This is a genomic window from Pallidibacillus pasinlerensis (assembly GCF_009996845.1).
GTDB classification, from domain to species: domain Bacteria; phylum Bacillota; class Bacilli; order Bacillales; family Caldibacillaceae; genus Pallidibacillus; species Pallidibacillus pasinlerensis.
In genome coordinates, this window is sequence record NZ_JAACYS010000081.1 from 1 (window position 1) to 13,859 (window position 13,859).

Here is a 13,859-nt window from a genome sequence, read left to right on the forward strand (position 1 = left end):
TTAAAACGCTTTGTCTTGTTCAGTTTTCAAGGTTCAAAATCATTTGTTTTTAACGACTCATTTATACTATCATGAATCTAATAACGCGTCAACTGTTTTTTTGAAAATCTTTTTTTAAGTTCTCGTAACAACTGACGAATATTATATTAACAAAAATAAACACCAATTTCAATTGGTATTTTTTTACATTTAATATATTTTATATTATCCATACTTGAACAACCGTTAAAGCTGCTAAACCTGGAATACCTAAAAAGCCCGAAATAGCTGCTGTTATGAAGTTAATTGGAATATGAATACCAAAATTACTTCCTAAAGCATTTAAGAAAAATAAAAGAAAGGCACCTATCAATATTTTAATTATCCCTTGTCCAACAAGTTTTAATGATTTTAATGTCGAACCGAAAACTAATAATAAGAAGATTGTTACTAAAATAATCCCAACTACCCAAATTGGCTCCACTGTTTAACCTCCTTACAGAAGAAATTTGTATGCTTGTACATTCCATATATATGCAAATTCAATAAAAAAAGACCAATGTATTTGCATTTACTAATTTAGTATTGCAATCAATGGTCTTTGTTAAAATTTATTTATTTTTTATATCTAATTTAATGTTTCTCACTTTAGCTTCTTTAAATAAATAATAATACTTTAGCTTTGAGATTTTCACCTTATATTCTAAATCTTCGTTTATGTCGAAACTTTTCTCCCAAATATTTTTTTGATTAAGCCATTTTGAACGCATCTCATCAATTTGGGATAATAACTTTTGATCGTACTCTTTTTTTAACTTTCCCTTTTTTTTGAAGAGCACTCATTACTCCCCCTTACAGGCCCCAATCCCAAATATATTTTTCCTTAAATAGCGGTTAATATTAAATTTCCCTTCTACCTTCCAAAGCTTTTGACAATGTTACTTCGTCGGCATATTCTAAGTCGCCGCCAACCGGTAATCCATGAGCTATTCTTGTTACTTTAATACCAGAAGGTTTTACTAGCCTAGAAATATACATTGCCGTTGCTTCCCCTTCGATATTTGGGTTTGTCGCCAAAATAAGCTCTTGGACAGTTTCATCCTGTAGTCTTTTTAATAATGAAGGAATATTAATGTCTTCTGGACCAATCCCTTCCATCGGCGAGATGGAACCATGTAATACATGATATAATCCTTGATATTCTTTCATTTTCTCCATTGCAATAACATCTTTCGGATCTTGAACAACACATATAATGGATTGATCACGACTTTTATCGCCACAAATATAACAAGGATCGCGGTCTGTTATATGTCCACAATCAGAGCAATATGTTAAATCTCTTTTTGCATTAACAAGGGCTTTAGCAAATTCTAAAACCGTATCTTCCTTCATATTTATTACATGAAAGGCTAATCGGGTAGCTGTTTTCGGGCCAATTCCGGGTAATTTCATGAAGCTATCAATTAACTTACTTATCGGTTCCGGATAATACATTCACATGGTGCCTCCTATTAAAATAGACCAGGGATGTTCATACCTTTCGTAAATTGTCCCATCGTTTTATTTACGATTTCATCAACTTTTGAAAGTGCATCATTTGTTGCAACAAGAATTAAATCTTGAAGTGTTTCTACATCTTCTGGATCAACAATATCTTCATCTAATCTTACTTCTAATACTTCTTTATGACCGGATACAACAACTGTAACTGCTCCGCCACCTGCTGTTCCTTCAATTCTTTCTTCACCTAATTTTTCTTGAGCTTCAGCCATTTTCTTTTGCATTTTTTGCATTTGTTTCATCATATTTTGCATATTTCCCATTCCACGCATTTTCATTACCTCCAAATATTAGTCTCTTATTTCAATTAAGTCTTCACCAAAAAGTTTCTTTGCCTCTTCAATTAAAGGATCGCCTTCTGTTTTGCTTTGATTCTTTTCTTTTAATAAATCACGATGTTGACTCAAAAACGATTCTCTTAATTCTTGCCACTGCTCCTCAGGAACCCCAATAAGTTCCATTTGATGTCCTGATGTTTGATACAATAGGCTATTCATTATATTCACAAACTCGTGATTATTCATTGCCATTTGACAATGTATTTCATATTTAAAACTTACAACACAACCTAGTTCAGATGCGGCTACCGGTTCTGCATCATTCAATAAGGCAGCATGGGACCTTTTGAGTTTTTCTAAAATAGAACCCCAATTTCCCTTAATTAATTGTAAATTTTGCTTTGTAGCCTTGGCAAGTACATTTTCAATCTTCCCTACTGGTGCACGGAAACCCTTCTTACTTGGTCGAGCTTTTTTCGCAGGGGCAGCCTCTTCTTGCTGTGTTGGAGCTTGAATTCCATTTACCTTTAGTTGCTGTAATTGTTCCTCTAAAAATGTTATTTTTTGCTCGAGCTGCAGTACTTTTTCATCTGATACAGTATGTTGGGTAGAAAAATTATTTTGACATAATTGTACAAAACAAACTTCTAACAGAATTCTCGGATGATTAGTCCACTTCATTTCTTGTTGTACTTTATTGAATCGATCAATAATTTCATAGACAAAGTCTATATCGTATTGCTCACAAATTTGTTCAAACTCTGAATCCACAATAACACGCTCTAAATAGTCTTGCATCGTAGGTGAGTTTTTATATAAAAGCAAATCACGATAGTATTGTATGAAATCCTCTACAATTCTGACCGGATCTTTTCCTTCTGCTAACAGACTATGCAATAACTCTAAAGCAGATTGAGGATTTTTTTCTAAAATAGCTTTAGCAATATCATTAAGGATACTTTGTGATACAGAACCTGTGATTACTAAAGCATCATTTACCGTAATCCCCTCTTGACCAAATGAGATCGTTTGATCTAAAAGACTTAATGCATCTCGCATTCCACCCTCAGACGCCCTGGCAATCATTTGTAATGCTTCTTCTTCATATTCATAACCATAGTCATCAATGATGTATCTCATTCGTTCAGCAATTGCTTGATGTGGGATACGTTTGAAGTCAAATCGTTGACATCGCGAAATGATAGTCAGTGGAATTTTATGAGGCTCTGTTGTAGCCAAAATAAAAATAACATGTTTTGGTGGTTCTTCTAATGTTTTTAATAAAGCATTAAAAGCGCCAATCGATAACATATGAACCTCGTCAATGATATAAACCTTATATGTAGAAACACTTGGGGCATACTTCACTTTATCCCGTATATCACGTATTTCTTCAACACCATTATTAGATGCAGCATCTATTTCAATAACGTCGGGATTTGATCCATCCGTTATACCTTTACATATATCACAATCATTACAAGGTTCTGCTGAATCTCCTCGATTTCGACAGTTAACTGCTTTTGCTAATATTTTTGCTGCACTCGTTTTCCCCGTCCCTCGCGGACCAGTAAATAAGTAAGCATGCGTAATCTTTTGTTGTAAGAGGGCATTTTGTAATGTTTTTGTTACATGTTTTTGTCCGACCACATCCTCAAAGACTTGCGGTCGCCATACGCGGTATAATGCTTGGTAACTCATTTTTACCCTCCTAAAGAACCGAATTTCAATTGAAACACCTTCATCTTATTATACCGTATATTTTATATTATTTACTATAAAAAAACATCCTTTCAAAAAAGGATGTTTGACACTCAGATTATGTATTTGTATTAAACTGCCGTGCACCTGTCTTCGACTGCTAACCATAGGCGTTGCTTACGCAGTTAGCTCGACCCAGGCTCCCCTGCAACACATGAGAGGTTCCACTTAATGCTGCTTCCTTCCGGACCTGACATGGTTCGTGGATTCTCATTGCGCAGGACCCAGGTGTCAACACCACTTACGTAAGACAGGCCCTACAGTTAAACAGCCTCGGACAGGGATTCAGTCCCGCTAGAGCGGATTGCGGGTTACAGGGCACCGCTACCTCCCCACCTAGCACGGCAAAGTTGATACCAAATTTTTAGGCGTCTATTTTGTGACGCATAATTAGTATACTAATTTAATAATAAAATTGCAATGATTTACTGCTGTTAATTGTTTCCTTCTTTTTTTATCTTCTTCTGCTTAGCTTTTTTTAACCTAAGTTTTTTGAAAAAGTCTATTAGTAAGGCAGCACATTTTTCTTGTAAAACACCACTTTTTACTTCACATTGGTGATTAAAACGTTCGTCTGTTAATAAATTCATTAACGTTCCTGCACAGCCTCCTTTTTGATCATGTGTACCAAACACAACACGTTTTACACGTGACATAATAATACTACCAGCACACATTGGACACGGTTCAAGTGTAACATATAACTCACAATCCTCTAAACGCCATGATCCAATTTCTTTACACGCCTTTTGAATAGCGATTATTTCTGCATGGGCTGTTGCTTGTTGTTCTGTTTCTCGCAAGTTATGCCCTCTTGCAATCACTTGATCTCCTAAAACAATGACACACCCAATGGGCACCTCGTTCTTTTCCTTCGCTTTTAAAGCCTCTTCTATCGCCAATTCCATAAAATATTGATCACGATCCATTGTTTCTTCTCCTTTTTAAGCAAGACCATATCTACTACTAAACTCTATATTATAAATCATTTTTTACTATTTCATACATAAACTTTTTATAGTGTCATATAGTTAGGAGGTCATTCCATGCAAATTCATGTTGTGCAGCAAGGACAATCATTGTACGGCATTGCTCAGGCTTATAATACAACAGTTAATGACATCATCGAGGCAAATGAAATTCCAAATCCAAACAGATTAGTAGTTGGGCAAACACTCGTTATTCCTATTATCGGTAGTTTCTACTGGGTCCAACCAGGTGATACCTTATTTTCTATTGCCCAACGTTTTGGACTAAATTATCAAGAACTCGCATCAATAAACGGAATTCCAGTAAATTTTCCGCTCCCTGTTGGATTTAGACTTTATATACCGCCCCTACCTAAAGTAACAAAAGAAATTAATGCCTACGTTGAACCGCGGGGTAGTGTTACTCCTGCCTTAGAAGAAGCCGTACGAGACACAGCTCCATATTTAACTTATTTAGCACCGTTTAGCTTCCAAGCATTACGGGATGGTTCATTGAAAGAGCCTCCACTTAATCAATTTCCAGCCATCGCTGAAGCTAATCGAAATGTGCTAATGATGGTAATTACGAATCAAGAAAATGATCAATTTAGTGATGAATTAGGACGTATATTATTAAATGACCAAGAAATCCAAACAAAATTTTTAGACAATATCGTTGCCACTGCCCAAAAATATGGCTTCCGTGATATTCACTTTGATTTTGAATTTTTACGTCCGGAAGATCGGGATGCATACAATAACTTTTTAAGACGTGCTAAACAGCGATTCAGTGAGCAAGGTTGGTTATTATCTACAGCTTTAGCTCCAAAAACAAGTGCGGAACAAGAAGGTCTCTGGTATGAGGCCCATGATTATCGTGCCCATGGTGAAATTGTTGATTTTGTTGTCATTATGACTTATGAATGGGGGTACAGTGGCGGACCTGCCATGGCCGTTTCGCCTATTGGTCCTGTAAGAGACGTTATAGAGTATGCCTTAACAGAAATGCCAGCGGAAAAAATCATGATGGGGCAAAATTTATATGGCTACGATTGGACCCTCCCTTTTGTCGAAGGCACCATTGCTCGAGCATTGAGTCCACAACAAGCTATTGAGCTTGCCGCACAATACAATGTTCCAATACAGTATGACTATGAAGCACAAGCCCCATTTTTTAAATATTCGGATGAAGAAGGAAAACAACATGAAGTATGGTTTGAAGATGCCCGCAGTATCCAAGCGAAATTTAACTTAATAAAAGAATTAAACTTACGAGGAATTAGCTATTGGAAACTCGGATTATCTTTCCCACAAAACTGGTTACTCATAACTGAGAATTTTAATGTAAGAAAAAGATAAACATAATAATATATTTTTAAACTGAATAGCTATATAAGTTAAAAAAATAAAAAGTGGAGGTGGCGGGAGAAAGCGTCTGCCACAGAAACGTTAGAGGCTAAATTCATGTTTAGTCTCTTTTTTATTTAACACCACTATTGTAAAATTTTAGTTCCTATATTTAGGTATACTTTTTCTTTAATTCCTATGTTAAAATAATTCTCAGTGTAAAAATATGTGTTACTTCTTATTATAAATAAAGTAAAGTGTGGAGTTGACTAATGAATATACCATTTATCGCAGTAGAAGGTCCAATTGGAGTTGGGAAATCTACACTCGCTAAAGCTATTTCGGATCATTACCAATATCACTTATTAAAGGAAATCGTTAGCGAAAATCCTTTTTTAAATCAGTTTTATCAAGATATGGATAGCATTGCATTCCAAACAGAAATGTTTTTCCTCTGTAATCGATACAAACAAATCCAAGAAATCGAAACGAAATATATAAATAAAAATATCCCCGTAGTTTCAGATTACCATATATTTAAAAATTTAATTTTTGCCAACAGAACGCTTGGACATGCTGACTTTAATAAATATGAGCAAATTTTTCATATTTTAACCGAAGATTTATCTCAACCAAACGTTGTCATCTATTTACATGCAAATTTAGATACATTATTAAAGCGAATTGCTAAAAGGGGACGGGCATTCGAAAAACATATTACACCAGAATATTTGCAGAACCTATCCAAAGATTATGAGGATCACTTCCATAAATTTATGGAGGAAAATCCGGACATTCCAGTTCTATCAATAGATGGTGACAAGTTTGATTTCGTCCAAAATAAAAAGGATTTACAATATATTTTTGATCAACTGGATAAATTGCTTTTAAAAGGAGTTAAGAATTAATGAACTTACGTGAAAAATACAATATACCGAATAATGCTGTTATAACGATTGCAGGTACAGTAGGTGTGGGGAAATCGACAATGACAAATGCATTAGCAAAAGCGTTAAACTTCCGTACATCCTTTGAAAAAGTTGATACGAATCCTTATTTGGACAAGTATTATAAAGACTTTAAAAAATGGAGTTTTCATTTGCAAATTTATTTTTTAGCAGAACGGTTTAAAGAAGCTAAGAAAATCTTTGAATATGGTGGTGGCTTCGTCCAAGATCGTTCCATTTATGAAGATACAGGAATTTTTGCAAGAATGCAGTATGAAAAGGGGAATATGACGGAAGAAGATTTTAAAACATATACAAGTCTGTTTGATGCTATGGTAATGACTCCATTTTTCCATCACCCAGATATACTCATTTATTTAGAAGGGTCCTTTGAAGATGTTCTTGCCCGCATCAAAGAACGGGGGCGCCCAATGGAACAAGAAACACCTGTCGAATATTGGCAAGAGATGTATGAGCGATATACAATTTGGATTGACAACTTCCGTGAATGTCCAATATTACGTATTAATATTAATGATTATGATCTTCATAAAGACGATTCTTCCTTAGAAGAAATCATTAGTAAAATTGGTTACATCCTTAATGAATCAAGAACGTTTAAAATGTAAGGTATATGATAAACGTGACTGTTTATAAAGTCTTTTAGAACTTTTTGATATGAATCGTTACATTGGCGGACGCTTTCCGCGGGATTCGCCGCCAGATTCACATCAAATTGTTCTTGGTTTGGACTTATTGGACAGTCCGTTTTTATTGAAAACTTTTGTAAATACAAAAAAACTGCCACTAATCGCTTGGCAGTTTATATTTCTCCAAATTTTATGCGTATAAGTTATGGTGGAGGAGGAGGGATTCGAACCCCCGCGCGGTTTGACCCGCCTGTCGGTTTTCAAGACCGATCCCTTCAGCCGGACTTGGGTACTCCTCCGTTTCGGACTTTATTATATTAACATAGAGATTTTTGACTGTCAATATAAAAAATATCTTTTCTGTAAGTTTTTTAAAACGAAAAGGGCGCCCCTGGACAATATTATAATACCCAGTTACGCCCCTCTTTTATTCCATACTAATTAACCAATATATTCTTTACCACCCATATACGGTCTTAATGCCTCAGGGATTTTCACACGACCATCTGGTTGTTGATAATTTTCTAAAATAGCTGCAACGGTACGACCGATAGCTAAACCTGAACCGTTTAATGTATGAACAAATTCCGGTTTTGCCTTTGGTGCTCTTCTAAAGCGAATATTTGCACGTCTTGCTTGGAAATCTTCAAAGTTACTGCAAGAAGAAATTTCGCGGTATGTGTTATAGCTTGGTAACCATACTTCGATATCATATTTTTTCGCAGCAGTAAAACCTAAGTCCCCTGTGCAAATTGCTACTACACGATACGGAAGTTCTAGTAACTGTAATACTCGTTCAGCATCCTTCGTTAACTTTTCTAACTCACCATAAGAATCTTCCGGTTTTACAAATTTAACTAATTCAACTTTATTGAATTGATGTTGACGAATTAAACCTCTTGTATCACGACCTGCAGATCCAGCCTCTGAACGGAAACATGCACTGTAAGCAGCAAACTTCGTTGGTAAATCTTCAATGCTTAAAATTTCATCTCGGAAATAGTTTGTAACAGGAACTTCTGCTGTAGGAATTAAGAAATAATCCTCCTCTTCAACTAAAAACACATCTTCCTGGAATTTTGGTAATTGCCCAGTTCCTATTAAACTGTTTCGATTTACTAAATAAGGAGGTAATAATTCTGTATACCCATGCTCTTCAGTATGAAGATCTAACATAAAAGATGCGAGTGCTCGTTCTAACTTAGCGGCTGCACCTTTATAAAATACAAAGCGGCTTCCTGTTACTTTTGCTGCTCTTTCAAAATCAACTATTCCTAAATCTGTTGCAACATCCCAATGTGGTTTTACCTCAAAATCAAACGTTGGTACTTCACCCCATGTACGAATTTCGACATTATCGTCTTCTGTTTCTCCAACAGGTACACTTTCATGAGGTAAGTTAGGAATTGCCAGTAATAGTTTATTTAGTTCTTCTTCTATTACACGTAATTCATCATCTAATGCTTTAATTTGATCACCAACTTCACGCATCTCTTTAATCAAATGATCAGCATCTTTTTTCTCTCTTTTTAAAACAGCAATCTGACTAGATACTTCATTTCTTCTGCTTTTTAACGTTTCACTTTCAACAATTAATTTACGTCGCTTTTCATCTAACTCACCAAATTTGTCTAAATCTGTTAAGTCTTCACCGCGATGTTGCAACTTTGCTTTCACTTCATCGAAGTTTGTACGTAAAAGTTTGATATCTAACATCTGTTTTTTCCTCCAACTATATTTTTTATATAAAATAAAAAACTCCCGTCCCTATATAAAAGGGACGAGAGTTAATTTCCCGCGTTGCCACCCTAATTGCAGAGTAATCCAAATCAATTAGTCTGCCTCTTAGTTAATCTAACGGTTTTTCACCGGTAGTACTTTCCCTTTTCAGGCTTTACGTACTACTCTCGAGGACGGATTCGTAAGCTGCCGCTACCGATTTGCACCAACCATCGGCTCTCTTAAAGCACATACTTACTACTACTTCCTCTCATCGATTTCATTATGAAGTTAAATCTTATTTTAGCGAATCATTTGTAAATAATCAACTCTTATGAAAACCAGCCTGCAACAGTAGTTGTAATACCGTTCCATAATCCAACAAAGAATTCACCAATTCCTCTTAACATTAAAACGAACCAGTTTGCTTTTTCCACGTCTTCTGTCGCTACTAGATCGACTTTAACCGTTTTATCCGTATAAAGGAATCCTAAATCTTCACCTTCGCCTGTATATTCATAGGTAACATAACCTACGACATCACCTTTTTTTACTGGAGCAATCAGTGCACCATTATCATTTAGCTTGTCTTCATCAATAACAACCTTAGCTTTATAATTCTCTTCTTCACCATTTTTTATAACTAAATTTAATGATTCTTTTGGAGCAATTTTAACGATGTTTTCTTTCCCCTTCTCTACATGTAAAACATCGTTTCCTTCAATTTCTTCTTTTTCAGCAACGATTTCTGTCGTATTAAAATTACCTTTAGCATAGTTTAAAATATTTCTTGTATCTGTAAAACGTGCCTCTTGGTTTGGTGCTTTCATTACTACAGAAATATATCGTTGGCCATCAAGTACTGCTGTAGCAGTAAAGCCATATCCAGCAAATTTCGTCGAACCTGTTTTTAAACCATCTACACCAGCATATTCAAAAATTAATCCTGGAAGCATCCAGTTAAAGTTTTTATAAACCGTACCTCTAAAATTCAATTCTGATTGACTTGCTGTGTCTAACACCTCTGGATAATCCTTCAATAAATGATACGCTAGTTTAGCCGTATCACGAGCAGTCATTTTATTTTCATCATTAACATCTGTTCCAGCCGGATGTCGACCTAACATATCTGAATTATTTAAACCTGTTGAATTGACGAAATGATAATTTTCTAATCCAAGTTCTTCCGCTTTTTCATTCATCATTTTCACAAAGTTTTCTTCGCTACCAGCAATTAATTCTGCTAACGCAACCGTTGATGCGTTAGCAGAATGAATCGCCATCGAATCATATAATTCCTTAACAGTATATTCTTCACCTTGTGTCAGACCAACAGTTGATAAACCTAAGCTAGGATTTGAAAGCTTGTGGATGAATTCACTTATTAAAACCTTTTGATCCCACTGAATCTTACCTTCAGCAATAGCTTCTAAAACTAAGTACTCGGTCATCATTTTAGACATACTAGCTACGCCTAACAGTTGATCAGCATTTTTTTCATATAATACTTTTCCTGTATCCGCATCTATTAAAATTGCTGCTTCCCCTTGTAAATTTAATGGGTCGTTACTCGCAGCAGATACTGTTCCTGCTCCAATAAACATTGGTAAAACAAAAAAACTAAGTAGCGTATATATGAATATTCTTTTAATTATCTTTGTCAAAAAATCTCCCTCCAAAGTCATAAAATTTTTCTGTATTTGTCTCCTTGATTAGTTTAACATATCTTTTTTTAAAAAAATAGACTTATCAAATTAAGAAAAAAAATCCCACTAAAAATGGGATTTTTCTCCTATTACAATTACTAATTTAATTTATAGTATAATTTGGTGCTTCTTTTGTAATTTGTATATTATGTGGGTGACTTTCACGAAGTCCAGCTCCAGTCATCCGAACAAACTGTGCATTTTCTCTTAAATAAGCTAAATCTTTCGCACCACAATAACCCATACCGGAACGAATTCCACCAACCATTTGGTAAATTGTATCTGCTACTGGACCTTTGTAAGGTACGCGACCTTCGATACCTTCTGGAACTAATTTTTTATTTCCTTCTTGGAAATAACGATCGGATGAACCTTTTTCCATTGCAGAGATAGAACCCATACCACGATATACTTTAAAACGACGTCCTTGGAACGTTTCTGTTTCTCCTGGACTTTCTGATGTACCGGCTAGTAAACTACCTAACATAACCGCATGGCCACCAGCAGCTAAAGCTTTAACGATATCACCTGAGTATTTAATACCACCATCAGCAATAATCGCTTTACCTAATTCTCTAGCAACTGATGCACAGTCATAAATAGCTGTAATTTGTGGAACACCGACGCCAGCAACTACACGTGTAGTACAGATAGAACCTGGTCCAATTCCAACTTTAACAATATCTGCACCTGCTTCAAATAACTCTCTTGCTGCTTCAGCAGTTGCCACATTACCTGCAATTAAGTTCAAGTTAGGATAAGTCGCTTTAATTTCTTTAACCGTATTTATAACACCTTGAGAATGTCCATGTGCTGTGTCAACAACTATTACGTCGACGTTTGCATTGTATAAAGCTTCCACTCTATGCATTGTATCTTTTGTTACACCAACAGCTGCTCCAACAAGTAAACGACCTTGGCTGTCTTTAGCGGAATTTGGAAATTCAATTATTTTTTCAATATCTTTAATTGTAATTAAGCCTTTTAAAATTCCCTTTTCATCAACTAGTGGAAGTTTTTCAATACGGTGTTTCTGTAGTACCTTTGCTGCATCTTTCACAGTAGTTCCAACTGGTGCTGTTACTAAGTTTTCTTTTGTCATTACTTCTTCTATTTTAATAGAGTAATCTTCAATAAAACGTAAATCACGATTTGTTATAATACCAACTAATTTTTGATCTGTTTCATTATTTACAATTGGCACACCGGAAATACGATATTTTGCCATTAAATGTTCAGCATCAAAAACTTGATGTTCTGGAGTCAAATAAAATGGGTCTGTTATAACACCATTTTCCGAACGTTTAACGCGATCAACTTGTTCCGCTTGTTCTTCTACTGACATGTTTTTATGAATAATACCTAGACCACCTTGTCTCGCCATCGCGATGGCCATTTCAGCTTCCGTAACTGTATCCATGCCTGCACTAATAATTGGTATATTTAATTTTAAAGTTTCAGTTAATTGAATCGATAAATCTACTTCTTTTGGTAATACATCTGACTTTGCTGGGACTAATAATACATCATCAAAGGTCAAACCTTCTTTAGCAAACTTCGTTTCCCACATTGTAATATACGCCTCCAGAAAATTTTATTAATTAGTAGGTTACCAATTGGATAAAATACTGTCAAGGAGTCTTTAATAAGTTGTATTTTTCTGACATTGGAGGTATTCATTTGTCCTTCGACTTTAAACAGTATTGGAATGAGTTTCTATATCTTTCATCAGCTGATACATCTCGGGAACTCCTATTAATGAAGTATAAAAAAATGGGTCTAACAAATGATCAAGGGAAAAGTTATGAAAATAGTTACTCTTTAATTTATTACATCGAACAAGGAATGAGTTTTTTCCAACAAAGTAAAAAATCCCCCACTAATATTAAACCGATACTGCTTTTTTACGGCATGGTGTTCTTAATTAAAGCGAGTATATTAACCGTAGATCCTAATTATCCTGAATCGAGTTCCGTTTTAGCCCACGGAGTTTCAACTAGAAAAAGAAAAAAACAAAATTACCAATACCTAGAAGATGAGGTTAAATTGCAGAAAAACGGACTATTTCCGCATTTTTCTGACAAAATGTTTCATATGAAACATTTGGAAGGAACAAAGATAAAAATCCATACGTTACTAAAGGAAATTCCTGAATTAAGTGGTTATTTTCATAATTGGAATAAAACACCAATTGCTTTCCCGTTGACGCAACAAGATAACGATACATATTTAATTTCAAACGCACTATTAGATTATTTTAATATGACTGGAGAGCGATTTATTGACTTTTTAAACTCAAAACTTAATCAGCCAGTTGTTAATAAAAATATAGGAGGCAAACATTATGTAACCATCGAAACAAAATCAACTATGCCGATTGAACAATTGCCTTTTCGGTTTCATCTATATAAAAATGAATATTACTGGATAAAAAATTCTAAAGAGTTATGTTTTTTCCCTGAACTAATGATTCACTATTTATTGCTTTATCATCTAAGCATGATTGCAAGATACGAAATTGATTGGTGGGTAGAATTAATTCATCATAAACCTTCTATAGAGTACCCACTTATTATTAGATATTTAGATATATGTTTAGAAAAGGTACCCTTTTTAATTAATCAATTTTTAATAAACGATATATAAAGTTTGAAGATCAAGAAAATCATTCATCTATAATTAGTACAACAATAGATTTAAAATAGTTTATAGAAAAAATCTCTCATTTTCTAAGGTAATTTAATTTTTCTATAAAACAAAAAAACAGCGATTATACAGTCGCTGTTTTTTATTTTGCCTGGCAACGTCCTACTCTCACAAAGGGAAATCCTTCACTACCATCGGCGCTGAGAAGCTTAACTTCCGTGTTCGGGATGGGAACGGGTGTGACCTTCTCGCCATCGTCACCAAGCCAACTACATTGATTTTGCTCCTTTGCAGG

13 protein-coding genes, 1 tRNA gene, 1 rRNA gene, 1 other RNA gene and 1 other annotated feature are annotated in these 13,859 nt (G+C 34.9%); of the genes, 4 read left to right on the forward strand and 12 right to left on the reverse strand.

Annotated features, from left to right (window positions below; genetic code table 11):
- Nucleotides 1-199 precede the first annotated feature (199 nt).
- From GW534_RS13980 to tadA, 7 genes are all read right to left on the reverse strand, one after another.
- Complete coding sequence (locus GW534_RS13980; RefSeq protein WP_161921612.1) at nucleotides 200-463, reverse strand: pro-sigmaK processing inhibitor BofA family protein; 264 nt, start codon at nucleotides 461-463, stop codon at nucleotides 200-202.
- A gap of 127 nt (nucleotides 464-590) precedes the next feature.
- A complete protein-coding gene (locus tag GW534_RS13985) occupies nucleotides 591-818 on the reverse strand; it encodes a YaaL family protein (RefSeq protein ID WP_161921613.1) in 228 nt (75 codons plus the stop codon).
- A 61-nt stretch (nucleotides 819-879) separates the two neighbouring features.
- The gene (gene recR / locus GW534_RS13990) at nucleotides 880-1,476 is read right to left on the reverse strand and encodes a recombination mediator RecR (RefSeq protein ID WP_161921614.1); all 597 of its coding nucleotides are present in this window, start codon (nucleotides 1,474-1,476) and stop codon (nucleotides 880-882) included.
- 17 nt (nucleotides 1,477-1,493) lie between these two features.
- Nucleotides 1,494-1,814, reverse strand: coding sequence for a YbaB/EbfC family nucleoid-associated protein (locus GW534_RS13995; RefSeq protein ID WP_161921615.1), 321 nt, complete (start codon nucleotides 1,812-1,814; stop codon nucleotides 1,494-1,496).
- Between the two features lie 18 nt (nucleotides 1,815-1,832).
- Nucleotides 1,833-3,521: a DNA polymerase III subunit gamma/tau gene (gene dnaX, locus GW534_RS14000; protein ID WP_161921616.1), complete on the reverse strand. Its 1,689-nt coding sequence runs from the start codon at nucleotides 3,519-3,521 to the stop codon at nucleotides 1,833-1,835.
- Nucleotides 3,522-3,660: 139 nt separating this feature from the next.
- Nucleotides 3,661-3,926, reverse strand: an RNA gene (gene ffs / locus GW534_RS14005) — signal recognition particle sRNA large type.
- Between the two features lie 89 nt (nucleotides 3,927-4,015).
- Nucleotides 4,016-4,510: a tRNA adenosine(34) deaminase TadA gene (tadA, locus tag GW534_RS14010; protein ID WP_161921617.1), complete on the reverse strand. Its 495-nt coding sequence runs from the start codon at nucleotides 4,508-4,510 to the stop codon at nucleotides 4,016-4,018.
- A gap of 117 nt (nucleotides 4,511-4,627) precedes the next feature.
- Here tadA and GW534_RS14015 point away from each other — a divergent pair, with 117 nt between their 5' ends.
- The 3 genes from GW534_RS14015 (at nucleotide 4,628) to GW534_RS14025 (ending at nucleotide 7,472) form a co-directional block, all read left to right on the forward strand.
- A complete protein-coding gene (locus tag GW534_RS14015) occupies nucleotides 4,628-5,908 on the forward strand; it encodes a glycoside hydrolase family 18 protein (RefSeq protein ID WP_161921618.1) in 1,281 nt (426 codons plus the stop codon).
- A gap of 260 nt (nucleotides 5,909-6,168) precedes the next feature.
- Nucleotides 6,169-6,804: a deoxynucleoside kinase gene (locus GW534_RS14020; RefSeq protein ID WP_161921619.1), complete on the forward strand. Its 636-nt coding sequence runs from the start codon at nucleotides 6,169-6,171 to the stop codon at nucleotides 6,802-6,804.
- Nucleotides 6,804-7,472 (forward strand): deoxynucleoside kinase, encoded by a 669-nt coding sequence (locus GW534_RS14025; protein WP_161921620.1) that lies wholly within the window; start codon nucleotides 6,804-6,806, stop codon nucleotides 7,470-7,472. The genes GW534_RS14020 and GW534_RS14025 overlap by 1 nt, the downstream gene beginning before the upstream one ends.
- A gap of 227 nt (nucleotides 7,473-7,699) precedes the next feature.
- Here GW534_RS14025 and GW534_RS14030 read toward each other — a convergent pair.
- The 4 genes from GW534_RS14030 to guaB form a co-directional block, all read right to left on the reverse strand.
- Nucleotides 7,700-7,792, reverse strand: a tRNA-Ser gene (locus GW534_RS14030).
- A gap of 142 nt (nucleotides 7,793-7,934) precedes the next feature.
- Nucleotides 7,935-9,209 (reverse strand): serine--tRNA ligase, encoded by a 1,275-nt coding sequence (gene serS / locus GW534_RS14035; RefSeq protein ID WP_161921621.1) that lies wholly within the window; start codon nucleotides 9,207-9,209, stop codon nucleotides 7,935-7,937.
- Between the two features lie 57 nt (nucleotides 9,210-9,266).
- Nucleotides 9,267-9,496 (reverse strand) — a binding site (T-box leader).
- 48 nt (nucleotides 9,497-9,544) lie between these two features.
- A complete protein-coding gene (locus GW534_RS14040; RefSeq protein ID WP_407670487.1) occupies nucleotides 9,545-10,867 on the reverse strand; it encodes a serine hydrolase in 1,323 nt (440 codons plus the stop codon).
- Between the two features lie 154 nt (nucleotides 10,868-11,021).
- A complete protein-coding gene (guaB, locus tag GW534_RS14045; protein ID WP_161921623.1) occupies nucleotides 11,022-12,488 on the reverse strand; it encodes an IMP dehydrogenase in 1,467 nt (488 codons plus the stop codon).
- 110 nt (nucleotides 12,489-12,598) lie between these two features.
- Between guaB and GW534_RS14050 the strand changes: the two genes are divergently transcribed.
- Nucleotides 12,599-13,564 carry a YaaC family protein gene (locus tag GW534_RS14050; protein ID WP_161921624.1) on the forward strand — a complete coding sequence of 322 codons (966 nt, stop codon included), beginning with the start codon at nucleotides 12,599-12,601 and terminating at the stop codon, nucleotides 13,562-13,564.
- Nucleotides 13,565-13,713: 149 nt separating this feature from the next.
- Here the strand turns inward: GW534_RS14050 and rrf are convergent.
- A 5S ribosomal RNA gene (rrf, locus tag GW534_RS14055) occupies nucleotides 13,714-13,829 on the reverse strand.
- Nucleotides 13,830-13,859: the final 30 nt, after the last annotated feature.